At 71.7% G+C, this 25,740-nt stretch carries 23 protein-coding genes; 11 read left to right on the top strand and 12 right to left on the bottom strand.

Annotation, left to right across the window (positions count from 1 at the left end; genetic code table 11):
- Positions 1 to 126: 126 nt before the first annotated feature.
- The 5 genes from ACH4ZA_RS01760 to ACH4ZA_RS01740 form a co-directional block, all read right to left on the bottom strand.
- On the bottom strand, positions 127 to 441 hold the full coding sequence (locus ACH4ZA_RS01760) for a TadE/TadG family type IV pilus assembly protein (RefSeq protein WP_319278523.1): 315 nt from the start codon (positions 439 to 441) through the stop codon (positions 127 to 129).
- 169 nt (positions 442 to 610) lie between these two features.
- Positions 611 to 1,009, bottom strand: a complete 399-nt coding sequence (locus ACH4ZA_RS01755) for a TadE family protein (protein ID WP_319278521.1) — start codon at positions 1,007 to 1,009, stop codon at positions 611 to 613.
- 1 nt (position 1,010) lies between these two features.
- The gene (locus ACH4ZA_RS01750; RefSeq protein ID WP_319278520.1) at positions 1,011 to 2,267 is read right to left on the bottom strand and encodes an AAA family ATPase; all 1,257 of its coding nucleotides are present in this window, start codon (positions 2,265 to 2,267) and stop codon (positions 1,011 to 1,013) included.
- A gap of 13 nt (positions 2,268 to 2,280) precedes the next feature.
- A complete protein-coding gene (gene cpaB / locus ACH4ZA_RS01745; protein WP_319278518.1) occupies positions 2,281 to 2,988 on the bottom strand; it encodes a Flp pilus assembly protein CpaB in 708 nt (235 codons plus the stop codon).
- Between the two features lie 104 nt (positions 2,989 to 3,092).
- Positions 3,093 to 3,962: a hypothetical protein gene (locus tag ACH4ZA_RS01740; RefSeq protein WP_319278516.1), complete on the bottom strand. Its 870-nt coding sequence runs from the start codon at positions 3,960 to 3,962 to the stop codon at positions 3,093 to 3,095.
- Between the two features lie 250 nt (positions 3,963 to 4,212).
- Between ACH4ZA_RS01740 and ACH4ZA_RS01735 the strand changes: the two genes are divergently transcribed.
- Positions 4,213 to 5,937 (top strand): chitinase, encoded by a 1,725-nt coding sequence (locus tag ACH4ZA_RS01735; RefSeq protein ID WP_398427576.1) that lies wholly within the window; start codon positions 4,213 to 4,215, stop codon positions 5,935 to 5,937.
- A gap of 262 nt (positions 5,938 to 6,199) precedes the next feature.
- On the opposite strand, the gene ACH4ZA_RS01730 is transcribed toward ACH4ZA_RS01735, so the two are convergent.
- The gene (locus ACH4ZA_RS01730; RefSeq protein WP_398427575.1) at positions 6,200 to 6,574 is read right to left on the bottom strand and encodes a hypothetical protein; all 375 of its coding nucleotides are present in this window, start codon (positions 6,572 to 6,574) and stop codon (positions 6,200 to 6,202) included.
- A gap of 119 nt (positions 6,575 to 6,693) precedes the next feature.
- Here ACH4ZA_RS01730 and ACH4ZA_RS01725 point away from each other — a divergent pair, with 119 nt between their 5' ends.
- On the top strand, positions 6,694 to 7,203 hold the full coding sequence (locus ACH4ZA_RS01725) for a SigE family RNA polymerase sigma factor (RefSeq protein WP_319278511.1): 510 nt from the start codon (positions 6,694 to 6,696) through the stop codon (positions 7,201 to 7,203).
- A 107-nt stretch (positions 7,204 to 7,310) separates the two neighbouring features.
- Positions 7,311 to 8,573: a hypothetical protein gene (locus tag ACH4ZA_RS01720; protein WP_398427574.1), complete on the top strand. Its 1,263-nt coding sequence runs from the start codon at positions 7,311 to 7,313 to the stop codon at positions 8,571 to 8,573.
- 118 nt (positions 8,574 to 8,691) lie between these two features.
- Here ACH4ZA_RS01720 and ACH4ZA_RS01715 read toward each other — a convergent pair whose 3' ends face one another.
- On the bottom strand, positions 8,692 to 10,029 hold the full coding sequence (locus ACH4ZA_RS01715) for an Nramp family divalent metal transporter (protein ID WP_398427573.1): 1,338 nt from the start codon (positions 10,027 to 10,029) through the stop codon (positions 8,692 to 8,694).
- 290 nt (positions 10,030 to 10,319) lie between these two features.
- Between ACH4ZA_RS01715 and ACH4ZA_RS01710 the strand changes: the two genes are divergently transcribed.
- Positions 10,320 to 11,660 (top strand): M14 family metallopeptidase, encoded by a 1,341-nt coding sequence (locus ACH4ZA_RS01710; RefSeq protein ID WP_398427571.1) that lies wholly within the window; start codon positions 10,320 to 10,322, stop codon positions 11,658 to 11,660.
- Between the two features lie 15 nt (positions 11,661 to 11,675).
- On the opposite strand, the gene ACH4ZA_RS01705 is transcribed toward ACH4ZA_RS01710, so the two are convergent.
- The 4 genes from ACH4ZA_RS01705 to ACH4ZA_RS01690 all read right to left on the bottom strand — a co-directional run bounded on the left by ACH4ZA_RS01705 (position 11,676) and on the right by ACH4ZA_RS01690 (position 14,647).
- Positions 11,676 to 12,305, bottom strand: coding sequence for a hypothetical protein (locus ACH4ZA_RS01705; RefSeq protein WP_398427570.1), 630 nt, complete (start codon positions 12,303 to 12,305; stop codon positions 11,676 to 11,678).
- Between the two features lie 151 nt (positions 12,306 to 12,456).
- The gene (locus ACH4ZA_RS01700) at positions 12,457 to 12,867 is read right to left on the bottom strand and encodes a RidA family protein (protein WP_398427568.1); all 411 of its coding nucleotides are present in this window, start codon (positions 12,865 to 12,867) and stop codon (positions 12,457 to 12,459) included.
- Positions 12,864 to 13,637 (bottom strand): IclR family transcriptional regulator, encoded by a 774-nt coding sequence (locus tag ACH4ZA_RS01695; protein ID WP_398427567.1) that lies wholly within the window; start codon positions 13,635 to 13,637, stop codon positions 12,864 to 12,866. The genes ACH4ZA_RS01700 and ACH4ZA_RS01695 overlap by 4 nt, the downstream gene beginning before the upstream one ends.
- The gene (locus tag ACH4ZA_RS01690) at positions 13,634 to 14,647 is read right to left on the bottom strand and encodes a sugar kinase (RefSeq protein ID WP_398427821.1); all 1,014 of its coding nucleotides are present in this window, start codon (positions 14,645 to 14,647) and stop codon (positions 13,634 to 13,636) included. The genes ACH4ZA_RS01695 and ACH4ZA_RS01690 overlap by 4 nt, the downstream gene beginning before the upstream one ends.
- Before the next feature lie 272 nt (positions 14,648 to 14,919).
- Here ACH4ZA_RS01690 and ACH4ZA_RS01685 point away from each other — a divergent pair, with 272 nt between their 5' ends.
- Positions 14,920 to 16,194, top strand: coding sequence for an amino acid deaminase (locus ACH4ZA_RS01685; RefSeq protein ID WP_398427565.1), 1,275 nt, complete (start codon positions 14,920 to 14,922; stop codon positions 16,192 to 16,194).
- A gap of 22 nt (positions 16,195 to 16,216) precedes the next feature.
- On the top strand, positions 16,217 to 17,842 hold the full coding sequence (locus tag ACH4ZA_RS01680; RefSeq protein WP_398427563.1) for an amidohydrolase family protein: 1,626 nt from the start codon (positions 16,217 to 16,219) through the stop codon (positions 17,840 to 17,842).
- Positions 17,843 to 17,864: 22 nt separating this feature from the next.
- Here the strand turns inward: ACH4ZA_RS01680 and ACH4ZA_RS01675 are convergent, their stop codons facing one another.
- Positions 17,865 to 18,734: a serine protease gene (locus tag ACH4ZA_RS01675; protein ID WP_398427562.1), complete on the bottom strand. Its 870-nt coding sequence runs from the start codon at positions 18,732 to 18,734 to the stop codon at positions 17,865 to 17,867.
- A 396-nt stretch (positions 18,735 to 19,130) separates the two neighbouring features.
- On the opposite strand from ACH4ZA_RS01675, the gene ACH4ZA_RS01670 reads away from it, so the two are divergent.
- The 5 genes from ACH4ZA_RS01670 (at position 19,131) to ACH4ZA_RS01650 (ending at position 25,478) form a co-directional block, all read left to right on the top strand.
- Positions 19,131 to 19,952, top strand: a complete 822-nt coding sequence (locus ACH4ZA_RS01670; RefSeq protein ID WP_398427820.1) for an FAD binding domain-containing protein — start codon at positions 19,131 to 19,133, stop codon at positions 19,950 to 19,952.
- Between the two features lies 1 nt (position 19,953).
- Positions 19,954 to 22,680: a molybdopterin-dependent oxidoreductase gene (locus tag ACH4ZA_RS01665; protein WP_398427560.1), complete on the top strand. Its 2,727-nt coding sequence runs from the start codon at positions 19,954 to 19,956 to the stop codon at positions 22,678 to 22,680.
- A complete protein-coding gene (locus tag ACH4ZA_RS01660) occupies positions 22,677 to 23,648 on the top strand; it encodes an antibiotic biosynthesis monooxygenase (RefSeq protein WP_398427558.1) in 972 nt (323 codons plus the stop codon). Before ACH4ZA_RS01665 ends, ACH4ZA_RS01660 begins: the two co-directional genes overlap by 4 nt.
- 87 nt (positions 23,649 to 23,735) lie before the next feature.
- Entirely contained in the window at positions 23,736 to 24,947 is a 1,212-nt protein-coding gene (locus ACH4ZA_RS01655; RefSeq protein WP_266724121.1) for a pyridoxal phosphate-dependent aminotransferase, read from the top strand.
- Positions 24,948 to 25,037: 90 nt separating this feature from the next.
- Positions 25,038 to 25,478: a hypothetical protein gene (locus ACH4ZA_RS01650; protein WP_319278490.1), complete on the top strand. Its 441-nt coding sequence runs from the start codon at positions 25,038 to 25,040 to the stop codon at positions 25,476 to 25,478.
- Positions 25,479 to 25,740 lie beyond the last annotated feature (262 nt).

Genomic DNA, 25,740 nt, shown 5'->3' with positions numbered 1-25,740 from the left:
TCGTGGACTTCGTCGGTCTCGTGGACTGCCTGAGTGGCGGGGACTGTGTGGGTGGCAGGGTCTGCGTGGGTGACTGGGCCTGCGTGGGTGGCAGGGCCTGCGTGGGTGGCGGGGTCCGCATGGGCGTCAGTGGTCGAGTGGCATGGTGGCCGTCCTGTGAGCCTCTCCGAATCCGATGCCGGGGATGACGGACGGGATGACGACGGTGGAGGTGACCTGGACCTCCTTGTCGGAGTACGAGGGCGCGCAACTGGCGTCCAGCCAGCTGCTGACCGCCCGTGCGCAGTCCCCGGCGTAGTCCTCCCGCAGGGACGCGCTGCGCGCCCCGGTGCGCGCCGCGGTCCCGGCCTGCTGCGCCGCGTACGCGATCAGCCCGAGCTGGACGGCGGCCAGGGCGACGGCGAGGAGGACGGGCAGGAAGCCCAGGTATTCGATGGCCACCTGTCCCCGGTCCCGCCCGTTCCCGTGCCGGAGTCCGCGCCCGTTCCGGTGCCCGTGCCCCTTCCCGTGCCCGCGTTCCCACTCCCCCGCGTTCTCCCGCTCCCGCTCCCGCTGTCCGCGTGGCTCCCGCAAGGGGTCGCGCTCCCGCCCGCGCCTTCCGTACGCCATCTCAGTCGCCGTCCTCTTCCTCGACCGCGCCCGCGTGGGCGCGCACCGGGAACGGGAAGTCGATCAGGCCCGGGACCAGGACGGGGACGTGCAGCGTGACCTCGGCCGTCACGAAGCCGCTGCCCCCGCAGCTCACCTCGGCGCCGCTCTCCCACGCGTCCCCCAGCTTGTCCCTGCCCGCCTGCGCGCAGGCCGCCGACCGCGCCCCCGGATGCGCCGCCGTGCCCGCCCGCACCGCCTCGTCCGCAGCATTCCCCGCGAGCGTGTACGTGTATCCCAGGAGGACGAACTGCCACACCACCACCAGGGTCACGATGATCGTCGGGAGCATGCCGAGGAACTCGACGGTGACCTGGCCCCGGTCGCCCGCGAGGAACACCCTCGTCCGCCGTGCGGTCATCTCACTCCCTCCGCCGCCGGAACCCGGCCGGCCCGCGGTCCGCGCCGCGCGCGCGTCCGCCGCCCCGGCGCACCAGGGCCGTCTCCGCCGCCTTGACCAGCCCGAGCTCGCCCGCGAGCGCCCAAAGCGCCTGCCGGACGGCCCCCTTGGCGTCGAGGGCGTCCACCCGGCCGGCGTCGACCGCGCCCTGGAGTTCACGGAAGTTGGCGGGCACCGTGGTCGCGGCGACGGCCGTGCCGGTGATCTTCTGGATGAGCGGCGGCTGGATCTCCGTCCCACGGGTGTGCCGGTTGACGACGACGGTCGTCTCCTCGGCCTTGCGGATCTGCAGCCGGTCCCACATGCGCACGGTGCGCTTGGCGCCGCGCACGGCGACCACGTCCGGGGTGGTGACGAGCAGCGCGCGGTCGGCGAGTTCGACGGCGGCGGCGCCGGCGCCGGCCAGCTGGGCGCCGCAGTCGACGACGACGACCTCGTAGCGGGAGCGCAGCGCGCCGAGGATCTGGCGGGCGGCGCGGTCGGTGACCTCCTCGCCGCGTTCGCCCTCGCCGGGGGCGAGCAGGAGCGCCACGCCGCTGTCGTGGCGGAAGACGGCCTCGGCGAGGATGCGGGGCGAGATGTCGGCGATGGCGGCGAGGTCGACGACCGAACGGCGGAACTGCACGTCCAGGTAGGAGGCGACGTCGCCGGCCTGGAGGTCGAGGTCGACCAGGGCGGTGGGACGGCCGGACGCCTGGGCGGCGAGGGCGAGCTGGACGGCCGTGAGGGTCGCGCCGACCCCTCCCTTCGCGCCGCTCACGGTGACGACGGTGCCGCCCACGCCGGTGAACACGTCGCCGCCGTGGCCGAGATGGCGTCGTACCCCGACCGACCAGGTGGCGACGGCCTGCACGCGGTTCGCGAGGTCCTCGTAGTTCAGCGGCAGGGTGACCAGGCCGCGCGCGCCGGCGTCCATGGCGGCGGCGAAGAGGCCGGGACCCACGTCGGTGGTGACGAGGATGACGCCGACAGCCGGGAAGCGCAGGGCGACCTCGCGGACGAGTTCCAGCGCCGGCACCGGTCCGATGCGCTCGTGGACGACGACGACCTCGGGGAGCTCGTCGACCGACTCGGCGGCGAGCCGGGCGAGGGTGTCCACCAGCTGGGTGGAGTCGGCGACCGGGGCGACCGGCTCGGCGTCGGGGAGCTGGCTGAGCAGGGTCGTGAGGGAACGGACCGCGTCCGCGTCGCCGACGGCCGGGAGGATCCTCGTGGGCATGGGCGGCGGCCTCTCACTTGTCCGTGGTGAGTTCGTACGTACGGTCCTTGTCGGGGACCGTGGCGCTGCCGCCTGGCGCGACGAGGGCGAGGCGGACGCGCTTGGCGAACGACTCCGCGTACGTGATGCGCTGGGCGTCGAGGGTCGACAGCGCGAAGGTGATGGGCACCGCGTCCTTGGGCGACTGGCTGCGGTTCTTCTCGTCCGGCTCGAGGGCGGTCAGCTCGCCGACGTCGAGGACGCGGGCGTTGGTGACGATGATCTTCGACTGGTCGGGGTCGCTGTCGCGGGCGCCCTCGAAGGTGGCGTAGACGTTGACGGACGCGCCCGGGGTGATCTTGCCGGCCACGCCGGTCGCCGCGTCGATCATGATGGCTACCTCCTGCTGACCCGGCTGGAGTGCGGGCTGGTCGACGATCATGTCGCTCTGCAGCAGGGAGCCCTTCCGCAGCGTGGTCACGGCGATCTTGCCGCGGATCGCGGCCAGGTCGGTGACGGCGTTCTCGGACAGCCAGCGCTCCGGCATCTCTATCTTCTTGAACTGGCCCGCGCTCAGGGCCGTGTAGGGCGCGACGTCGGAGCGCAGCTCGTACGCGGTGACCTCGGGGCCGACCTTGGACTTCACGTCGTCGATGACGGAGAGGACGCCGGCGAAGGCGCCGAGGGCGCACACGATCGACAGGATGAGCAGGATCACGCCGCGGCGCTGACGGGAGTTCATGGGCCGTACAACCTCGTCGGGAGTCGGGTCGGGCGGACGGAACGAAGGGACCGAACGGGCGGAGCGGGCGGAGCGAGGGGAGCCGGGGGCGGGCGGGGGCCGTCTCAGCCGCCCGCGGTGAGCTCGCGGGCGGATCGGACGGCGAGTTCGGAGGCGGACGGCGGGGTGGCGGAGCAGAAGACGCAGCGGTCGCCGATGACGTCGATGCCGCACCAGTGGCACACGCCCTGGCGGACCGAGGCGACCAGTTGGTAGAGGACGGACAGGTCGGGCAGGTAGGCGCAGAACTCGATCGCCTTGCCGGTGCCCCACCAGTCGGCGGACTCGGCGGGCAGCTCCGTCTCCCGCAGACCCTGCACCCGCCAGGCGGGGGCGAGCACGTCGGTCACCCAGTCGGACTGCAGGTGTCCGCGGGCGACGAGCAGCCAGGTGCCGAACTCGGGTCCCGGCAACGCCGTTTCGGGGGTGGCCTTCACCAGTTCCGGCTTGGGGTGGGCCAGCACGCCGAACTGGCTGCCGGGCACCCATGACCGGGCGTGCGACTTCAGGTTGACGCCGGGCACCCGGTCGAGGCGGGCGACCGAGCCGAGGAGGGCGCCCGCGTGGAGGTAGTGGGTGAGCAGCCGGCCCGCGGAGGCGAGCACGCCGGGCCCGAGATCGCAGGAGGCGAGCTGACGCAACTGGCGGACCAGGACGGCGACGGCGAGCGGAGGGAGGTCGGGGCGGAAGAGGGCGATGCGGTCGCTCTCGAGGAGGGAGCGGATGGTGTGCAGCCGCCGCTCCACCGCGGTGGGCACGGCCCGCGAGTACACGACGATCAGGTGCCCGTGCTGGTCGACGAGCGACTGTACGGCGGCGAGGGCGTCCTCCAGCGGCTGCTGGTCCAGGCCGGCGAGCACGGTGGCGGGCAGCGTGCGTTCGTCCTGCGGCGACAGCGCCAGGTCGGCTCCGGTCACGGCAATGGCTGTTGGCACGCGCAGCTCCCCGATTCCCGCGGTCCGGTCCACCGGCGCTACTCCGGTGCACCGGGGTGACTTCATTGCGTGACTACCTCAGCACTGTATCCACGCCCCTGTGGCCGGAGAACAGCTTTCCGTAGCTGCCTGGCAAGTCTTCTTCGCGCAAGTCCCGCCAAACCGGGGCAGGTTACGCACACCGGTCCTCCACAAGCGGACCCGGCGACGACCTCTTGACAACGGAATTGGTCTGGACCAACTTGTTGTCATGTCCCCACATAAAAGATCGACACGACGATGTCCACGAGGTCCACGAGGATCGGCACGACTGTGGTCGGGCGCGGTGACCGCCGCACTGACCCTCACCCTGGCGGGCGCGGCTCAGGCGTCCGCCGCGGACGTCAACAACGCCAAGAACGCCGGCTTCGAGGCCGGACTGACCGGCTGGAACTGTTCGGCGGGAAGCGGCGCCGCCGTCTCCTCGCCCGTGCACGGCGGCGCGGCCGCGCTGAAGGCGACCCCGGCCGGCCAGGACAACGCCCGGTGCTCCCAGACCGTCGCCGTGAAGCCCAACTCGACGTACACGCTCGGCGCCTGGGTGCAGGGCGGCTACACCTACCTCGGCGTGACCGGCACGGGCACCACGGACGTCTCGACCTGGACGCCCGACTCCTCGTCCTGGAAGCAGCTGACCACGACCTTCACCACGGGCTCCGCGACGACGTCCGTGACGGTCTACACGCACGGCTGGTACGGCCAGGCGGCCTACTACGCCGACGACGTCTCGGTCTACGGCCCCGACGCCGGCGGGGGCGGCGACCCCGCGCCCACGGTCCCGTCCGCACCGGCGGGCCTGACCGTCTCGGGGACGACGTCGTCGTCGGTCTCCCTGGCCTGGAACGCCGTCTCCGGCGCGAGCGGATACCACGTCTACCGCGCGGGCACGCAGGTGGCGGCGGTGACCGGCACGTCCGCGACGGTGACCGGGCTCGCGGCGTCGACGTCGTACGGCTTCCAGGTCACGGCGGTCAACGCGGCGGGCGAGTCGGTGAAGTCGGCGACGGTCACCGGCACGACGGCCCCGGCCGGCGACACCGGGGGCGGAACACTGCCCCGGCACGCCGTGACCGGCTACTGGCAGAACTTCAACAACGGCGCCGCGGTCCAGCGCATCTCGGACGTCCCCGCCCAGTACGACATCATCGCCGTGGCCTTCGCGGACGCGACGACGACACCGGGCGCGGTGACCTTCACCCTGGACTCCGCCGGGCTGAACGGCTACACCGTCGACCAGTTCAAGGCGGACGTCCGCGCGAAGCAGACCGCCGGCAAGAAGGTCGTCGTGTCGGTCGGCGGCGAGCGGGGCTCCGTCTCGGTGAACGACTCCGCCTCCGCGGCGAACTTCGCGAACTCGGTGTACGCGCTGATGCAGACGTACGGCTTCGACGGCGTCGACATCGACCTGGAGAACGGCCTCAACGCGACGTACATGTCCCAGGCACTGCGCTCCCTGTCCGCGAAGGCGGGCCCGTCGATGATCCTCACGATGGCGCCGCAGACGATCGACATGCAGTCGACGTCGAACGCCTACTTCCAGACGGCGCTGAACGTGAAGGACATCCTCACGGTCGTCAACATGCAGTACTACAACAGCGGTTCCATGCTGGGCTGTGACGGCAGGGTGTACTCGCAGGGCTCGGTGGACTTCCTCACCGCGCTCGCCTGCATCCAGCTGGAGGGCGGCCTGTCCCCGTCCCAGGTGGGCCTCGGCGTGCCGGCCTCCACCCGCGGCGCGGGCAGCGGCTACGTCTCCCCGTCCGTGATCAACAACGCCCTCGACTGCCTGACGAAGGGCGCCAACTGCGGTTCCTTCAAACCGTCGAAGACCTACCCCGCCCTGCGCGGCGCGATGACCTGGTCGACCAACTGGGACGCGACCGCAGGCAACGCCTGGTCATCGACAGTCGGCCCACACGTACACGCCCTGCCGTAACCCTTCCCCGACCACCACGCCACATCGAGCACCAGTGCGCACTGCGACACTGGACGCCACGTGACGCCCCTCGGTGAGAACGATCCGCCGCAGGATCGTTCTCACCGGGGGCTTCACGCCCACCCGGACTCAAGCACCGCACGACCCGTGACGCACGCACAGCGATCACAGCGATCAACGGGCGCTCACCAGGTGGAGCCTGCGTCGGTTCAGCAAGCGGGCCGGCGCTTTGCGGCGTAAGGGTTCCAGGCCGGTCGGCCGGTCAGCCCGTCGGGCGGTAGTGGGCGAGGACCCACGCCAGTTGGGGGAACCAGGTGTGGAGGCGGTCCTTCGGCCTGGCCGTGACGACGCACTCGTAGACGCGGCCGTCGACGTGGACCACGGCGACCATGAGCGCCTTGCCGTTGGGGCTCGCCTTGTAGTGGACGCTGCGGATCTCGGGCCAGGGGAAGTCGACGGTGATGTCGTACATCTCGAAGGCGACGCCGGCCGCGTCCACGACGATCGCGTTGTGCTTGTCGACGGCCGTGAAGTCCGGGCCGGCCGGCTGGTGCTGCTGCTGCTGGGCGTACTGCGGCGGAGGCGGGCCGAATCCCGGCGGGGTGGACGGTGGCGGGGGCGGCGGCTGCTCTGTCACAGCCGAAACCTACCCGGCGGGGTCCCTGCGGCCACTTTCGGTCCCCCTGAAACATTTACCGTGCCCCACGGCATCAATGGGGTGAGGGCAGTACGGCAACCGGCACAGGGGGCGCACACATGAGGCAGGTCCGCGCGGACGAGTACGCCGAGTTCGCGGCGGCGCGTGCCCGGCATCTGTACCGGTCGGCGTGTCTGCTCACCGCCGGGGACACGTACCTCGCCGAGGATCTGGTTCAGGAGACCCTCGGCAGGCTGTACGTCCGCTGGGGGCGGGTGTCCCGGGTCGACAACCCGGCCGGGTACGCGCAGACCGTCCTCACCCGCACCTTCCTCGCGCACCAGCGCAAGCGAAGCAACCGCGAGCAGGCCGTGGACGTGTTCCCCGACCTGCCCGACGGCAGAGGCGCCGACGCCTCGCTGCGGCTGACGCTGGTGCAGGCTCTCGGGCGGCTGCCCGCCAAGGACCGGGCCGTGGTGGTGCTGCGGTACTGGGAGGACCGCTCGATCGAGGAGACCGCCGACGCGATGAACGCCAGCTCCGCTGCCGTACGGACCCGCTGTTCCCGTGCCCTCGGACGCCTGCGGCAGCTGCTCGGAGAGGACATGAGCGAGTACGCCCGGCCCTGAGCCGTCCGGCCCGCGACGCCTCTACTGTCCGCACTCCGGCTCCGGCCCGCCGGCCCGCCGCACTTCAGACGACTTCACTCCATCCCACGCGGAAGACGGTGTTCACCATGCCCGTAGACCAGCACAGCAATCCCTTCGAGGAGCGGCTCTCCACCGCCCTGCACGAGGCCGGCGGCACGTTCGACCGGCCGGGGGGTCCGCTCGCCGCCGCCGGTGAGGCCCGCGGGCGTCGATTGCGGCTGCGGCGCAGAGCCGCGGTCGCGGGCGGGGTGGCCGGCCTGGCCCTCGTGGGGGTGGGCGGGACGCTGCTCGTGCCGCGCGACGGCGCGCCCGCTCCCAACCCCTCGTCCGTCGCCGCGAGCGGCAGCGGAAAGCCGGCGTCCTACTCCGGCGACGACGTGTTCCGCACGCTCAAGAAGCTGCTGCCGAAGGGGAAGCTGACCAAGACGGAGGCGCGCGGCACGAAGGGGGATCTGCCGCCGCTCGCGCTGGGCGTGTTCGACGACGGCAAGGGCGAGGGGGCCGTCTCCGTCGGCCTGGACCGCGTCCGGACCGACGCCCCGGGGAAGTTCAATCCCGTCACAGCCGTCATGCCCTGCTCGGACGGCGGGCAGACGGGATTCGACAGTTGCCGGACCGACGTGCTGCCCGACGGGTCGGCGGTCACCGTCTACCAGGGCTACGAGTATCCCGACCGCCGTGAGGACACCAAGGCGTGGGGGGCCGACCTGGTCACTCCCGCCGGACAACGTGTCAGCGTCATCGAGTGGAACGCCGCGGCGGAGAAGGGCAAGCCGGTCACCCGTCCCGAGCCCCCGCTGTCGACGACGCAGTTGAGGACGCTCGCCGCGGCCCCGGAGTGGCGTCGGATCGTGGACGCGATCCCCCGGGAGCAGCAGAAGCCGTCCGCCGCCGCGAGCGCGTCCGCCCGGCCCGCGGAGATGGCCGGCTGGGTCATCCTGCGCAAGCTCAGTCTCCTGCTGCCGGACAAACTGAAGCGCGTCTCGTTCGGCAGTCAGGAGACCGGGTTCGGCTACATGGTCGTCGACGACGGCAAGGGCAGGAGTCTGGTCCAGGTCAACGTGCAGCCGGCCATGTCCGACGTCGCCGACGAGCTGTTCGGCGAGGGCTCCGAGACCCTGAAGGACGGCACCCGGGTCGCCGTCCACCAGGGGCCTGGTGAGAAGGGCGGGGCCGGGGTCGTGATGTGGACCGTCGACACCCTGCGCAAGGACGGCCTTCGGGTCGTCGTCAGCGCCTTCAACGCCGCTGCGCAGAACAAGGCGGCGACGCGCGCGGAGCCGGCCCTCACCGTCAAGCAGCTGCGGACGATCGCGCTCAGCCCGCGTTGGCGGAGCACCGAGGACTGACGGACCGCCACGGGCCGTCACGTGCCCCGGCCGATCACGTCCCGGCAGGGCGTGGCTGGCCGGGGGCCCGGCTGTGGCTCCGCGGGGTTCAACGGGGGCTCCGCGGGGCCCGGTCGGGTCAGAAGAACTCCGACCAGGGCTGGTCCCAGATCTGCTTGACGCACAGCACCAGGAACAGCAGTCCCGCCAGCACCAGCATGGCGTTGCTCAGCAGCCCGTTGCGCCATTCGGGGGGCGTGCGGGAGGAGTTGAGCAGCCACAGCAGCGTTCCCGCGAGGAACGGCAGGAAGGCCGCGCCCAGCACGCCGTAGAGGATGACCAGGCGGAACGGCTGGCCCTGGAAGAGCAGCACGATCGGCGGGAACGTCAGCCAGAGCAGGTACGCCCGGAAGGGCCAGGAGCGTTCCCGCTCGCCGGAGGCGACCTCCGTGCCGGTCGTGTCGCTGCCGCCGCGCAGGCGGGCGTAGAAGTCGGCGAACATCAGGCTCACGCCGTGCCAGACGCCGATCAGAGAGGTGAAGGACGTCGCGAAGAAGCCGATGAGGAAGAACTTGGCGGTCGCCGCGCCGTACTTCGCCTCCAGGATGTCGCTGAGCTGCACGAGCCCCTTGTCGCCGCTCGCGATCGACACGTTCGCCGAGTGCAGCAGCTCCGCGCCGACGAAGAGCATGGCGACGACGAAGACACCGGTCGTGAGGTACGCGACGCGGTTGTCCAGCCGCATGACCTTCATCCAGCCCGTGTTCGTCCAGCCCTTGGCGTTGACCCAGTAGCCGTACGCGGCAAGCGTGATGGTGCCGCCCACGCCGCCGATCAGGCCGAGGGTGTTGAGGACGGAGTCCTTCTCGTCCGGCAGGACCGGCAGAAGGCCGGCGAAGGCGTCGCCGAGGTTCGGCGTCACCCGGACCGCCAGGTACACCGTGACCACGAACATGACGCCCACCAGGACGGTCATGACCTTCTCGAAGACGGCGTACTTGTTGAACCAGACGAACACCAGGCCGATCAGACCGCAGGCGACGGCCCACGACTTGAGGCCCATGGCGTCCGGGAACAGCGCCTGCAGCGGCAGCGCGCTCGACGACATCGCCGCCGCGCCGTAGACGAAGCCCCAGACGACGAGGTAGAAGCCGAAGAACCAGGTCGTCCAACGGCCGAGCGCCGCCCAGCCGTCGAAGAGGGTGCGGCCGGTGGACAGGTGCCAGCGGCCGGCCGCCTCGGCGAGGGAGATCTTGACCAGGCAGCCGACGACCGCCGCCCAGAGCAGGGTGTAGCCGAAGTTGCTGCCCGCGATGAGGGTGGCCACGAGGTCGCCGGCGCCGACGCCGGTCGCCGCGACCACGATGCCGGGTCCGATGTACTTCCAGCTGGACTTTCGGGGGGTCTGGTCGGTGCCGGAGGGAGCCTCGGTGTCGTCCTTGGTGTATCCCGTGGGGGGTTCCGTGGTGTCCGCCATGAGGGTCAAGAAAGCGCAAAGCGGCCGGTCCGGCAAGAGCGCCTGCCCGATCTCCACCTGATGCGCTCGGTTCGCCCTCGCGTGTGATCACTTTCGGCGGGTGCGTGCGCAATTACACTTCACGGCCTGTCATGCGCCGTTTTGCGCACGGTTTCGGCCATCACCCCTTTGCCACCCGTTGCCCTATTGACCTGTCCATGCCATGCATCGACGATGTGCGGCAGCCGCACACCAGGCGCACCGGCGAAGTGCACGCCCCCACACACTCCGACTCCCCACCAGGAGCGTTCATGCGACTGCGCACCCGCGGCAGCGGCGCGAGAAGCACCGTCCTCGCCGCCCTGCTGGCCCTCGCCCTGGCCGCACCGTTCTCGGCCGTGACCGACGCGTCGGCGGGCGGCGCCCGAAAGCCGGCGCCGTCCGCCGACGACATCCGCCAGTACGAGATCCACGTACACCACAGCACCCCGCAGCTGCGCACCGCGATCGCCGCCTCCGGGGTGAGCGTCGACGAGGCCGACGAGGAGACCGTCGTGGTCTCCGGCCGGGCCGAGCAGATCGGGAAGCTGCGCGCCCAGGGATACGCGGTCTCGCCCCTGGGCGCGGCGCCGGACCGGGTCGCCGAGGACGAGGTACGGCTCTTCGACTTCCCGTCCGCCGACGCGAAGTACCACAACTACGCCGAGATGACGGCGGAGATCGACCAGCGCGTCGCCGCCCGCCCGGACATCATGAGCAAGCGGGTCATCGGCAAGTCCTACCAGGGCCGGGACATCGTGGCCGTCAAGATCAGCGACAACGTGGCCGTCGACGAGGCCGAGCCGGAGGTGCTGTTCACCCATCACCAGCACGCCCGCGAGCACCTCACCGTGGAGATGGCCCTGTACCTGATGCGCGAGCTGAGCGCCGGGTACGGCACCGACTCCCGGATCACCGACATGGTCAATGGACGCGAGATCTGGATCGTCCCCGATCTCAACCCGGACGGCGGCGAGTACGACATCGCCACCGGCTCCTACCGGTCGTGGCGCAAGAACCGGCAGCCCAACTCCGGTTCCTCGTACGTCGGAACGGACCTCAACCGGAACTGGGACTTCAAGTGGGGCTGCTGCGGCGGCTCTTCGGGCACCAAGTCGTCCGAGACCTACCGGGGCGCGTCCGCCGAGTCCGCGCCCGAGGTGAAGGTCGTCGCCGACTTCGTGCGCAGCCGGGTCGTCGGCGGCAGGCAGCAGATCACCGCCGGCATCGACTTCCACACCTACAGCGAGCTGGTGCTGTGGCCGTTCGGCTACACGTACTCGGACACGGCGACCGGGATGACCGCGGACGACAACGCCGCGTTCAAGGCCGTCGGGCAGAAGATGGCCGCGAGCAACGGCTACACGCCCGAGCAGTCCAGCGACCTGTACATCACCGACGGCTCGATCGACGACTACCTCTGGGGAACGCAGAGGATCTTCTCGTACACCTTCGAGATGTACCCGTCGTCCGGTTCGGGAGGCGGCTTCTACCCGCCCGACGAGGTCATCGAGCGGGAGACCTCCCGCAACCGGGACGCGGTGCTGCAACTGCTGGAGAACGCGGACTGCATGTACCGATCGATCGGCAAGCAGGCGCAGTACTGCGCCTAGTCCGCAGTACCGCGGCTAGTCGGCCTTCTTGGACGCCGGCTCCTCGACGTCGGCGTCCTTGACCTCGGACGCCTCTACCGCCTCGGCGTCGCCGGGGTCCGCGGGCTCGGCGTCGCCGTCCTCGAAGTAGGCGTCGAGGACGGCGTCCAGCTGCTCGTCCCACTCCGCGAAGCGCGCCCTGGCCGTCGCCTCGATCTCGATCGGGTACCAGCGGCGGTCGGGGGTGTGCACGGTGACGGTGTACCGCTTGCCGAAACGCGGCGTCTCGGTCTCGACGGCGCCGATCTCGTCCCAGCGGAACTCGCACTCCTCCTCGTCGAGGCGCAGGCGGACCCCTCTGGCGTCGGCGGCGATCCGCGCCCGGCGGTCCGAGGCCTCGAAGACGGGGCCGTCGACGGACGCGTCCGGCTCCTCCGCGTCCCCGTCCCCGGCGTCGGCTTCGGTCTCCGCGTCCGCGTCGGCCCCGGCGTCGGGCCCGCTCTTCTCCACCTCCTCGGAGTCGACGACCGCCTCGGCGTCGTCGGCCTCGGCCGGCTTCGCGTCGGCCGGCTCCGCGGTCACGGGCGACGTGAGCCCGGGGACGAATGCCGGGTCGAATCCGGCGCCCTCCAGGGGCTGGCTGCTCGAACCTATGCGCTGCTCCACAGCGGGCAGTATGGTCGAAGATCCTGTGCCGGACACAGCCAGCCCCTACTTCGTTACGGGAGTTCCGCACGGCGATCCGTCAGAGAACCAGACGAAGACGCCCAATACGGCCGCCTGGCAGGCGCACCCCCACGTGTTCGGGGCCGGGGTGTCAGCCGAGGACGGCGAGCGCGTCGATCTCGACGAGCAGTCCCGCCGGCAGGCCGACGTAGACCGTGGTGCGGGCCGCGGGCGGGGCGGTGAGGTCCTGCTCCTCGAAGTACGCGTCGTACAGCTCGTTGAACTCGGCGAAGTGCCCGGTGTCGGTCAGGTAGACGCGGATCATCATGACGTCGTCCCAGCCCGCGCCGCCCTCGTTCAGGATCGACCTGACGTTGGCGAGGGTCTGCAGGGTCTGCTCGCGCAGGCCGGGACCGGCCGGGGTCGGCGGCCTGCCCGGCTCGGCGGGCAGGAAACCGACCTGGCCCGCGACCTGGAGGATGTTCCCCTTCTTCACGCCGTGCGAGAACTTCGCGGGCGGGGTGGTGTGGGTGCCGGGGGTGAGTGCGGTCTTCTCGGTCATTCGATGTCCTTGTCCGGAGCTGATACGGGGGCCCTGCCGGAGTACTCGCCGCTGACGGCGTCCGCCGTGCGGCGCACCAGCGGGAGCAGGGCGAGCAGTTCGTCGGCGGTGACGACGACGTTCGGCGCGGAGACGGACAGCGCGGCGACCACCCGGCCGTCGGCGCCCCGGACGGGCGCGGCGACGCAGTTGATGGACTCCTCGTGGCCGCCGAGGTCGGTGGCCCAGCCCTGTTCGCGCACCTTCTGCAGCTCCCGCAGGAACGCGGCCGCGCCGGGCGTCGAACGGGCCGTGTAGAGGGGGTAGTCGAGGCTCTCGGCGACGGCCCTCCGCTCGGGCTCGGGCAGGTCGGCGAGGAGCAGCTTGGCGACGGCGGCGACGGTGATGGCGACGGGCCTGCCGATGCGCGAGTACATGCGCACCGGGTAGCGGCTCTCCACCTTGTCGATGTAGAGGACTTCGCCGTCCTCGTACACGGCGAGGTGGACGGTGTGGCCGCAGGCCTCGCCCAGCCGGGCCAGGTGGGGGTGGGCGATCTCGCGGACGTCGAGGTTCTCCATCGCCTCCTGGGCGAGGGCGAACAGGCGGGCGCCGAGGCGGTAGCGCTGGTCGGCCTGGCGGTAGACGAGGCCGTGCTCGTGGAGGGTGCGCAGCAGCCGCAGGGCGGTCGACTTGTGCACGTCGAGGCGGTCGGCGACCTGCCCGAGGTCGGCGGGACCCTCGGCGAGCAGCGGCAGGATGCTCAGGGCGCGGTCGACGGTCTGGCTCATGGGGTGCGTTCCTCCTCGGGGGCGGCCGGGGCCTGCGTCCAGCCCGGGCCGAGTCGAAGTCTCCCCCACGCGGTGTCGTCGAGGGCGGCGAGCCGGTCGGCGTGGTCGCGGGACGGGGGGACGGCGAGGTCGCCGGGGACGGTGAGGGCGGCGGCAGCCGTCAGATGCCCGTGCCGCAGCCGGTCGCGGGCGGGCAGCCCGCGCAGGGTGGCGGAGAGGAAGCCGGCGGCGAAGGCGTCCCCGGCGCCGACGGCGGCGACGACGTCGACCCGGGGTGCCGGGACGTGCAGGGCGCGGTCCCCGTGGAAGAGGGTCGCCCCGTGCGCGCCCTGTTTGACGACGAGCACCTCGGGTTCGGGGATCGCGGCGCGTACGGCGTCGGGGCCGTCCAGGCCCCACACGTCGGCGGCCTCGTCCTCGCCGACGAACACCACGTCCGCGCCGCGGGCCAGTTCCCGCAGAATCCGGGGGCCGTCGCCGTCCGTCCACAGCCGGGGCCGGTGGTTGACGTCGAAGGAGACGAGCGGCCGGCCGGGCCGGGCGGCGGTCAGTTCGCGCAGCAGGCCGAGACAGTCCGCGGAGAGGGCCGCGGTGATGCCGGTGAGGTGCAGGATGCGGCCGGCCCGTACGGCGTCGAGGCCGACGGTCTCGACGGACATCGCGGAGGCGGCGGACCCGGCACGGTAGTAGGCGACCTCGTGGGAGTCGCCGGCCCGGTCGCCGGCGGTGCGGAAGTAGACGCCGGTCGGCCGGTCCGGGTCGCGTCGCACGCGGCTGACGTCGACGCCGTAGGAGCCGACGGTCTCGACGAGGTGGTCGCCGAAGCCGTCCGTCCCTACCCGGCCGACCCAGCGCGCCGTGTGCCCGGCCGCCGCCAGGGCGCAGGCCACGTTGGACTCCGCACCGCCGATGCCCCGGTCGAAGGACGGCACGTCGGCGAGGCGGCCCGGACGGGAGGGCAGGAGGGCGACCATGGATTCGCCGAGCGTGACGACGTCGACGACATCCACGTGATCCGCGAGGTCCGCAGCCTGCGACGCGTGGGGGCCGCCCGGGCGACCCGGGGCGTCGGGGGCGTCGGGGGCGTTGCGGGGTCCGGTGGCGGTCACGATCGTCGTGGCTCCCGTGCTGGTGTGGGCGAGCGAGGCGGGAGGGGAATCCCCCCGGCCGGAGGCTGGGGGAGGATCCGTTGACCCCGCGTTGGCGGAGATGTTAGACAGCAGTCAGCGACATACGCAATGGACGTTGCAGTTTGTGCAACGCTCCTGATCAGGGAGGTTCCATGAGTACCGAGGCGATCGCGGCGTTCGCCCGACTGGCCGAGGAACGCGTCGACCACCGCTTCAAGGGCCTCCCGCCGGACGCCGACGGCCTCACCGTCGGCGAGCTGGCCGCCCAGCGCCGCAGCCTCTTCGCCGGCGGCTTCGCGACGCCCGTGCTGGTCCTCTCCGCGGAGCGGCTTGAGCACAACCTCGCGCTCATGGAGACGTACGCGCTCCGGCACGGCCTCGACTTCGCGCCGCACGGCAAGACCTCCATGGCCCCGCAGCTCTTCCGGCGCCAGATCGACCGGGGCGCCTGGGGCATCACCCTCGCGGTCCCGCACCAGGTGCGGGTGGCCCGGGCGTTCGGCGTCGGCCGGATCTTCCTCGCCAACGAACTGGTCGACCCGGCGGCCCTGCGCTGGGTCTCCGCCGAACTCGACGCCGACCCCGGGTTCCGCCTGGTCTGTTACGTCGACTCCGTGCGCGGCGTGGAGCTGATGGACGCGGCGCTGCGCGGCGCCGCCCGCCCCCTCGACGTCGTGGTCGAGCTGGCCGCGGGTGAGGGCGCCCGCACCGGCGTGCGCACGGAGGAGGAGTGCGCGGCGGTCGCGGACGCGGTGGCGGCCGTCCCGACGCTGCGGCTGGTCGGGGTCGCGGGTTACGAGGGCGAGGTGCCGGAGGCCGACCCGGAGCGGGTGCACGCCTGGCTGCGCCGGCTGGTCGCGCTGGCCGCCGCCTTCGACGCGGCGGGGCGCTTCACGGGCGCCGAGGAGATCGTCGTCAGCGCGGGCGGCAGCGCCTGGTTCGACGCGGTCGCCGACGTCTTCGCCGGCATCCCCGAACTCTCCCTCCCCGTGTTGAAGCTGCTGCGCTCGGGGGCGTACGTCTCGCACGACGACGGCCACTACCGGGGGCTGACGCCGTTCAACCGGGTGCCCGGGGAGGGCTCGCTGGAGCCCGCGTTCCGGCTGTGGACCCAGGTCGTCTCGCGCCCCTCTCCCGAGCAGGCGTTCGTCAACGCGGGCAAGCGCGACGCCGCCTACGACCTCGACCTGCCGTTCGCCCAGGTGATCCGCCGCGACGGCCGCGAACGCCCCGCGACCGGCGTCTCGGTGACCGCCCTGTCCGACCAGCACGCCTGGCTGCGCACGACGGACGAGGCGGACCTGGAGGTCGGCGACTGGGTGGGCCTCGGCCTGTCGCACCCGTGCACGTCCTTCGACAAGTGGCCGCTGATCCCGCTGGCCGAGGCGGACGGCACGGTGGTCGACTACATCCGCACGTACTTCTGACCCGTCCGAGCCGGAGGCCGACATGGAAGACCTCGTCATCCGGGACGCCGACGTCGTCGACGGCACGGGCGCGGACTCCTACCGCGCGGACGTGGTGATCGACGACGGCAGGATCGTCTCGATCGTCAAGGAGGCGGCGGCCGCGGGCTGTCAGCGTCCGAGGGCCGTGCGGGAGCTGGACGCGGAGGGGCTGGTCCTCTCTCCTGGCTTCATCGACATGCACGCCCACAGCGACCTGGCGCTGCTGAGCGACCCGGACCACAGCGCGAAGGCGGCCCAGGGCGTGACGCTCGAAGTCCTGGGCCAGGACGGTCTGTCGTACGCCCCGGTCGACGACCGCACCCTCGCGGAGGTGCGCCACGCCATCACCGGCTGGAACGGCCCCGGCGACGACGTCGACTTCGACTGGCGGTCGGTGGGCGAGTACCTGGACCGGCTGGACCGCGGTGTCGACGGCCGGGGCATCGCCGTCAACGCGGCGTATCTCGTCCCGCAGGGCACGGTCCGGGCCCTCGTGGTCGGCTGGGAGGACCGGCCCGCCACGCCGCGGGAGCTGGACCGGATGCGGCGGCTGGTGGCGGAGGGACTGGAGGAGGGCGCGGTCGGCCTGTCGTCCGGACTGACGTACACGCCCGGGATGTACGCGGACAACGCCGAACTGGAGGCGCTGTGCCGGGTGGTGGCGCGCCACGGCGGCTACTACTGCCCCCACCACCGCAGTTACGGCGCCGGTGCGCTGGAGGCGTACGCGGAGATGGTGGAGCTGGCCGGGAAGTCCGGCTGCGGTCTCCATCTGGCCCACGCCACCATGAACTTCGGCGTGAACGAGGGGCGCGCGCCGGAACTGCTGGCCCTGCTGGACGAGGCGCTCGACGCGGGCGCCGACATCACCCTCGACACCTATCCCTACACGCCCGGCTGCACCACGCTCGCGGCACTGCTGCCCGGTTGGGCGAGTGAGGGCGGCCCCTCGGAGGTCCTGCGCCGCCTCGCGGACGACGAGGTCGCCGAACGCATCCGCCACGACCTGGAGGTGACCGGCGCTGACGGCTGCCACGGGGTTCCGGTGGACTGGGAGACGATCGAGATCTCCGGGGTGACGAACCAGGCGCTGGGCGACTTCGTCGGCCGCACGGTCGGCGCGTCGGCCGCACGGCTGGGTGAGGCCCCGTGGGCGACGGCGCGCCGGCTGCTGCTCGACGACCGACTCGGCCCGACGATCCTGCAGCACGTGGGCCACGAGGAGAACGTCCGCGCGATCATGCGCCATCGCGTCCACACGGGCGGCTCGGACGGCGTCCTGACCGGCGCCAGGCCGCACCCGCGCGCGTACGGCACGTTCCCGCGCTATCTCGGCCACTACGTGCGGGACGCGGGAATCCTCTCCCTCGAGGAGTGCGTCGCCCACCTGACCGGCCGTCCGGCGGCCCGCCTGCGTCTGCCGGACCGGGGTGTGATCCGGGAGGGGCATCGCGCCGACCTGGTGCTCTTCGACCCGGCGACGGTGGCGGCGGGCTCGACGTACGAGTCCCCGCGCACCCTGCCCACGGGCATTCCGCACGTCCTGATCGACGGCCGCTTCGTCATCGAGGACGGGCGGCGCACGGACGTGCTGGCGGGGCGGGCGGTCCGTCGCGGTCCCACGTGACGGAACGCCCCGCCGCCTCGCCCTACGGCTTGGGCAGAGTGCACCCGCTCCTGTTCAGGTCGATCTGGTTGCCGGCCTTGAAGCAGGCCGGGATCAGGTAGGTCTCCTGGGCGTAGTTGATGCCCTTGCGGACGGTGACGTTGCCGTTCGCGTCGACCTCACAGGGGTTGTTCTCGGTGCAGCGCTGGCCGTCCTCGTTGCCGGTGTTGTTGACGGCGACGACCTTGCCGGTGGCCTGGTCGATCACCGGCGAGCCGGAGGTGCCGCCGATGGTCTGGCAGGCGGAGGTGTAACGGACCGAGTCCTTCCAGGTCCAGTCGCCCTCCTTCATCCGGTAGACGAACCCGTCGATGTTGCAGCTGTAGAGGCGCTTCCAGTAGCCGGACGCCACGGTGATGGCGGTGCCGGCGACCGGGTGCGTGTCCTGCACGGTCAGCGCCGAGATGCCGTACGAGTTCTTGATCGACGCGTAGGTGCTGGTGAGCTGGTAGATCGAGACGTCGGTGTCGGTCATCGTCCCGTAGGCGAGCTTGCTGGCGCGCAGCGTCGCGACCCGGGTGCCGGCGGAGTTGAGCAGGCCGAACGTGCGGCTGGAGGCCTGGTTGACGAGCACCTCGCCCGGCTCCGGGAAGCCGGTCGACAGGCAGTGGCCGTTGGAGAGCACCAGCGCGGGGTCGGTGTCCAGGGAGCTCGGGAAGCGGACGACCGAGCCGGAGCAGTTGCTGAGCGCGACGGTCCCGGCGAGGTTCACGGCCCTGAGCGTGGGTGTGGCGGCCCTGAGGACGGGCGCGGCCGCTCCGGTTCCGGCCGCGGCCGGTGCGGCGACCGCGGGCGCCGCGCCCGCCCCGGCGATGGCCAGGGCGAAGCAGGCGGCGACGAGAGGCTTTCTCATGTGGGGGTCCCCTCTTACGACGGGGCGACCGGAGATTTTCCGGCCGCCCGCTGTTTTGTCATGCGCATTGTTGGTTCCAGAGGGGAGGAGGGCAAGGGTCGGCTTTCGGCCACGGGACGGAAGGCGGCGCCCCCGTCCGGGACCGCCCGGCGGACCAGGACAGAGGGAAGCCGCGGGGAGCCGCGGGGGAAGCCGAAGGAACGCCCTGGGGAATGCGCCGGGAGGCGGCGACGGCTCATCGGCCCCGGTGGGCGGCATGATCAGCCGCCCCGCCCGCAAGTGCCGACATGGCGGGCCCTCCCCGCCCGGGGATACCCTGGGAAGGACTCTCCGCGCCCATCGCGCCCCGTCGACAGAGGCCTTCGCACGCTCGTCGCCGTGAGGGAGATCGACCCCATGGACCTCAACACCATCACCGAAGTCGTCCGCCGACCGGCGGGCCGGCCCGGCGCGGACTGGCGTGAAGGCGACGCCTGGCTGGCCGGCGGCACCTGGCTCTTCTCCGCCGAACAGCCGGAACTGCGCCGCCTCGTGGACCTGACGGCGCTGCACTGGGATCCGCTGGCCGTCAGCGACGCGGGCCTCGAGATCGGCGCGACGTGCACCATCGCGGATCTGTACGCCTTCACACCGCCCGCCGACTGGATCGCGGGCCCGCTCCTCGCACTCAGCTGCGAGGCGTTCCTGTCCTCCTTCAAGGTCTGGAACTCGGCGACCGTCGGCGGGAACATCTGCCTGTCCCTGCCCGCCGGGCCGATGATCACGCTGACGGTCGCGCTCGAGGCACGGTACGAACTGTGGGCGCCCGACGGATCGACGCGCGCCGTCGACGCGCTCGACTTCGTGACCGGCGACCACCGCAACGTGCTCGCTCCGGGCGAGATCCTGCGGCGCGTCGTGATACCGGCGCGCGCCCTGCGCAAGCGCGCCGCGCACCGCCGCTTCGCCCTGACCCGCCTCGGCCGTTCGACGGTGTTCCTGATCGGCACGCTGGCCCCGGGGACGAACGACCTGCTGCTCACCGTCACGGCGGGCACCACACGGCCGGTGCGCATGGCGTTCGACGGCCTTCCCGACGCCCCGACCCTGCGGCACAGCATCGACGCCGTCCCCGCCGGCGTCTGGTTCGCCGACCCCAACGGGACCCCCGGCCACCGGCGCCATCTGACACAGCACTTCGCCGAAGAGATTCGCCACGAACTCATGGCTGGAACCTGACATGACCTACCTCGTGAACGGCAGGAGCTTCCAGGAGGAACCCGAACCCGGCCAGTGCCTGCGCACCTTCCTGCGCTCGCTCGGCCATCACGGCGTCAAGAAGGGCTGCGACGCGGGCGACTGCGGCGCCTGCACGGTCTGGCTGGACGGTGACCCGGTGCACAGCTGCATCACCCCCGCCTTCCGCGCGGACGGCCGCGAGGTGACCACGATCGAGGGCCTGGGCTCACCCGGCGACCTGCACCCGGTGCAACGCCGCTTCCGCGACGCCCCGGGGTTCCAGTGCGGATTCTGCACCGCCGGGATGATCATGACTTCCGCGGCCTTCACCGACGCCCAGAAGGCCGACCTGCCCCGGGCGTTGAAGGGCAACCTCTGCCGCTGCACCGGCTACCGGGCCATAGAGGACGCGGTGAACGGCGTGGTCGGCGTGGAGAGCGCCGCGCCGGGAAAGGCCGTCGGCCGGAGCGTCGGGGCACCGGCCGCCGAGGACGTGGTGACCGGTCGGGCCGAGTTCACCATGGACACGCGCCTCGACGGCATGCTGCACCTCAAGGTGCTGCACTCCCCGCACGCGCACGCCCGGATCGTCGCGATCGACAAGAGCGCCGCCCTCGCCGTCCCCGGCGTCCACCGGGTCTACACCTGGCGGGACGTGCCGCGCCGGCGCTTCACCACGGCCATCCACACCGACCACCTGGTCGACCCGGACGACACCCGCATCCTCGACGACACCGTGCGCTTCGTGGGCCAGCGCGTGGTCGCGGTGCTGGCCGACACCGTCGCGGCGGCGGAGGAGGGCTGCCGGAGGGTCCGCGTGGAGTACGAGGTGCTGCCGGCCGTGTTCGACCCGCTGGAGGCGATGGCGGAGGGGGCGCCGCAACTGCACGGCTCGGACGACCCGTTCGTCCGCGATCCCGCGCACAACGTCCTGCTCGAGATCCACACGCACATCGGCGACGTCGACGCGGGGTTCGCCGAGGCCGACGTGATCCACGAGGGCACGTACTTCTCGCCCCGCGTGCAGCACGCGCACCTCGAGACCCACGGCTCGATCGCCTGGATGGAGGACGGCCGGCTGAACGTGCGCACCAGCTCGCAGTCGCCGTCGATCGCGAAGGTCAAACTCTCCTACCTGTTCGCGCTGCGCCCCGACCAGCTCCGGGTGTTCTGCAAGCGCGTCGGCGGCGGCTTCGGCGGCAAGCAGGAGGTGATCTCGGAGGACCTGGCGGCGCTCGCCGCCCTCGACACCGGACGGCCCGTCTGCTTCGAGTTCACCCGCGAGGAGGAGTTCACCACGGCGTCGCCACGGCACCCCATGACCTTGACGATCAAGCTCGGAGCGAAGGCGGACGGCACCCTCACCGCGTTCCAGGTCCGCAACGTGTCGAACACCGGGGCCTACGGCAACCACGGCGGCGAGACGCTGTACGCGGGCGGCGCCGCCGTGATGCTCTACCGCTGCCCCAACAAGAGGTACGACGCCTTCTCCGTCTACACCGACACCGTGCCGAGCGGCGCGCTGCGCGGATACGGGATGACGCAGCCGGCGTTCGCGGTGGAGTCGGCGATGGACGAGCTGGCACGCGCGTTGCACCTCGATCCGCTCACGCTGCGCCGCCGGAACATCGTGCGGCCCGGCGACCCGCTCGTGGCCCTGCACGACGGCCCCGACGACGTGGCGTTCAGCGAGGACTCGCTCGCGAAGTGCATCGACCTCGTGGAGCACGCCCTGGCCGAGGCCGCCGACCGGCCGGCTCCCGGCCCCGGATGGCTGGTGGGCGCGGGCGTCGCGAGCTCGCTGCACGAGACCGCGCCGCCGACCGAGCACGTCTCCGAGGCCTGGGTCACCCTGGGGGACGATCTCGTCTACGAACTGGCCGTCGGAACCGTCGAGTTCGGTGAGGGCACGTCGACCGCGCACGTGCAGATCGCGGCCGGGCAGCTGGGGACGACGCCGTCGCGGATCCGTCTGGTGCAGTCGGACACGGACCGCACGGGATTCGACACCGGCGCCTTCGCCAGTGCGGGACTGTTCGTGGCGGGCAACGCGGTGCTCCGGGCGGCCGACGCCGTGCGTGACCGCATCCTGGAGTTCGCCGCCGCGTACACGGGCGTGCATCTCGTGCTGTGCTCGCTCCACGACGAGGAGGTCGTCTGCGGCGACCGGCGGGTGCCGCTGGCCGAGCTGGTCGCGTCGGCACGAGCCCGCGGCATCCGGTTCACCGCCGCCCGCAAGGCCTACGGCTCACCCCGCAGCGTCACCTCCAACACCCAGGGGTTCCGCATCGCCGTCCATCCGGTGACGGGCGAGATCCGCATCCTGTACAGCGTCCAGGCGGCCGACGCCGCCGTGGTCGTCAATCCCGCCCAGGTCCGCGGACAGGTCGAGGGCGGGGTCGCCCAGGGCATCGGCTTCGCGCTGACCGAGAACCACCACGTCGACGGCGACGGCGTCATGGTGAACCCGAACCTGCGCAACTACCGCATCCCCGCCTACGCCGACGTCCCCCGCACCGACGTGCTCCTGGTGGCCTCGACGGACTCCGTCGGCCCGATGCGGTCCAAGGGGATGGCGGAGTGCTGCATCAACCCGGTCGCCCCGGCGCTCGCCAACGCGCTCCACGACGCCACGGGCGTCCGCTTCCGCTCGCTGCCCCTGACCCCGGAGCGGATCTGGAGCCGGCTCGCCGAAAGGCAGTCGGTGGCGACGGGCCCGGGCTCATGAGCACCGACCAGCGCCGGGACGCGGGAGCGACGGCGATCATCAACCAGAAGGTGCGGCCCGGACTCGAACATGAGTACGAGTCATGGCAGGAGGGCGTCAACGCCGCCGCCGCCGGCTACGCCGGATACCTGGGCGTGGAGGTCTCCCCGCCGACCCCGGCGCAGCCGGAGTGGGTCGTCGTCTACCGGTTCGACTCCGTGGCCCACCTGAGAGCGTGGATCGACAGCGACACGAGAGCGCGTCTCCTGACGGTCGGCGACAGGCTGCTGGACGGTCCCGGCACCCAGCAGGTGATCAGCGGCGGCTCCCGCCCGGCGGAGGACCCCCTGGTGACGGTGGTGGTCACCCACCGGGTCGACCCGGCGCACGTCGACGAGTTCCTCGCCTGGCAGCGCCGACTCACCGAGGAGGAGGAGAGGTTCGAGGGGTTCCGCGGCACGGAGATCTTCCAGCCGGTCGAGGGGGTGCAGGACGACTGGACCACCCTGTACCGGTTCGACAACGCCGAGCATCTCGACGCGTGGCTGACGTCGAACAGACGCAAGCGGGTCCTCGCCGAGGGGAAGAAGTTCGACTTCCGGCTGCGCACGATCGACAACTCCTTCGGCAGCTGGTTCGCCTTCGAGGAGAACGGCAAGGACGCGGCCGCGCCCTCCGAGACCCGGACCGCCCTCGCGGTCTGGGTGGGCCTGTACCCGACCGTGGTGCTGCTGACGCTCGCCCTGTCACCGCTGGGCATGCCGTTCTGGCTCGGGCTGCTCGTGGGCAACCTGCTGTCGAGCTTCCTGATGAGCTTCCTCACCATGCCGTACTACGTGAACCGGCTCCTCAAGCGGTGGCTGAGACCGGCCCCCGACGAGCCGGCGACGCGGACCAACCTCATCGGCCTCGGCATCATCGCCGTGGTGATGGCTTTCTGGGTGGCGGTCTTCTACGTCGTCACGACCCAGATCTGGACGCTGCCCTGAGCCATCACCGAAAACCACCCAAAATCCACGTCTCACGTGGCGGAAAACACGCCCCCGGAGGCGTTACCGGGCCGTAAGCTCCCAGACATGCAGGTGATCCAGTCGACCAAGCTCGCCAACGTCTGTTACGAGATCCGGGGCCCGGTTCTCGAGGAGGCGATGCGGCTGGAAGCGGCCGGTCACCGCATCCTCAAGCTGAACACGGGCAACCCGGCCGCCTTCGGCTTCGAGGCCCCGCCGGAGATCCTGGAGGACATCCTCCGCAACGTCTCCACGGCGCACGGCTACGGCGACGCCAAGGGTCTGCTGGCGGCGCGCCGGGCCGTCGTGATGCACAACCAGACACTCGGCATCGAGACGGACGTCGAGCACGTCTTCATCGGCAACGGCGTCTCCGAGCTGATCGTCATGGCGATGCAGGGCCTGCTGGACGACGGCGACGAGGTGCTGGTCCCGGCGCCGGACTACCCGCTGTGGACCGCCGCGGTCTCGCTCTCCGGCGGCACCGCCGTGCACTACCGCTGCGACGAGCAGGCCGACTGGATGCCGGACCTCGCCGACATCGAGCGCAAGGTGACCGACCGCACCAAGGCGCTCGTCATCATCAACCCGAACAACCCGACCGGGGCCGTCTACGACGAGGCCATGATCCGGGGGCTGACGGACATCGCGCGCCGGCACAACCTGCTGATCTGCTCGGACGAGATCTACGACAAGATCCTCTACGACGGCGCCACGCACACCCCGACCGCCAAGATCGCCCCCGACCTGCTCACCCTCACCTTCAACGGCATGTCGAAGGCGTACCGGGTGGCCGGCTACCGGGTCGGCTGGATGTCGATCTCCGGTCCGCGCGCGCACGCCGACTCCTACATCGAGGGCCTGACGATCCTGGCGAACATGCGCCTGTGCGCGAACATGCCGGGGCAGCACGGGGTGGTGGCCGCGCTCAGCGGACGCCAGACGATCAACGACCTGGTGCTGCCGGGCGGACGGCTCAAGGAGCAGGTGGACACGGCGTACGAGCTGCTGACGCAGATCCCGGGCGTCACCTGCGTGCGGCCGAAGGGGGCGCTGTACCTCTTCCCGCGCCTCGACCCGGCCGTCTTCAAGATCCGGGACGACCGGCAGATGGTCCTCGACCTGCTGCGCCGGGAGAAGATCATGGTGGTGCAGGGAACGGGCTTCAACTGGCCCGAGCCCGACCACTTCCGGGTCGTCACCCTGCCGACGGCGACGGACCTGCGGGACGCGGTGGGCCGGATCGCCCGCTTCCTGGACGGCTACAGCCAGCCTTAAACATCATCCGGGCCTGAATTTCCTGGACCCCTCAACTTTAGACGAAATCTAAGCTAGGATGGCTTCCTGACAGCACGGGAGGCCATCCTCATGTACGAGCCGATCCACACAGCTTCTTCCCGTAGGTCCGCCCACACCGCGATGGCCGGCACGCCCTCGGACTTCCCCCACCGCTCTCGCGAGGAAGAACTCGACATCCAGCTCGCGGGTCACCTCGCGGCGCTGCTCGCCGTCACCGACGAGCTGCGCGCCGCCGCGCCGTCGGCCGACCTGGACACCGCCGCCACCCGGCTCGCTCAGCAGGTGACCCGGCTGCGCGGCGGGCGGACGCAGGTCCGCTCCCCCCTCGCCTCGGCACCGGCCGGGCCGCCCCTGGCGGCACTGCACGACCGGGCCCACGCCGTCGCCGGCCGGGCCCTCCTCGTCGCCGCGTCCCGCGCCGACACCGCCGTGGCGATCCTGGCGGCCCAGCGCATGGACGCGCACGCCGCCGGCCTGGCGGAGCAGCAGGAACTGAGCACCGCCGGCTGACCCCTCCCCCGGGAGACTCCCCCACCGGGGACCTCGAACGGCCCCGGTCCGCGTGCACCCGCAGCGACGCGCGGACCGGGCGCCATGACCGTGTCGCGCACACCCGCACCACACACACCCGGTGTCGCGCCCATCCGGCGGGCGGCGCCTGTCGCGACGCCCGCCGCCGGTCCGCCCATTCGGGTGATCTGTACACCACAAGCGCCTGCCGGACGGCGGTGTGCTCGCACCCAACTCGTAACGTCGGCGCACATGACGGTGG

Origin of the sequence: Streptomyces sp. NPDC020597, from assembly GCF_044335095.1 — a bacterium.
GTDB lineage: Bacteria > Actinomycetota > Actinomycetes > Streptomycetales > Streptomycetaceae > Streptomyces.
Note: the sequence above shows the minus strand (reverse complement) of the source record. Positions and strands in the feature narration are given on the sequence as shown.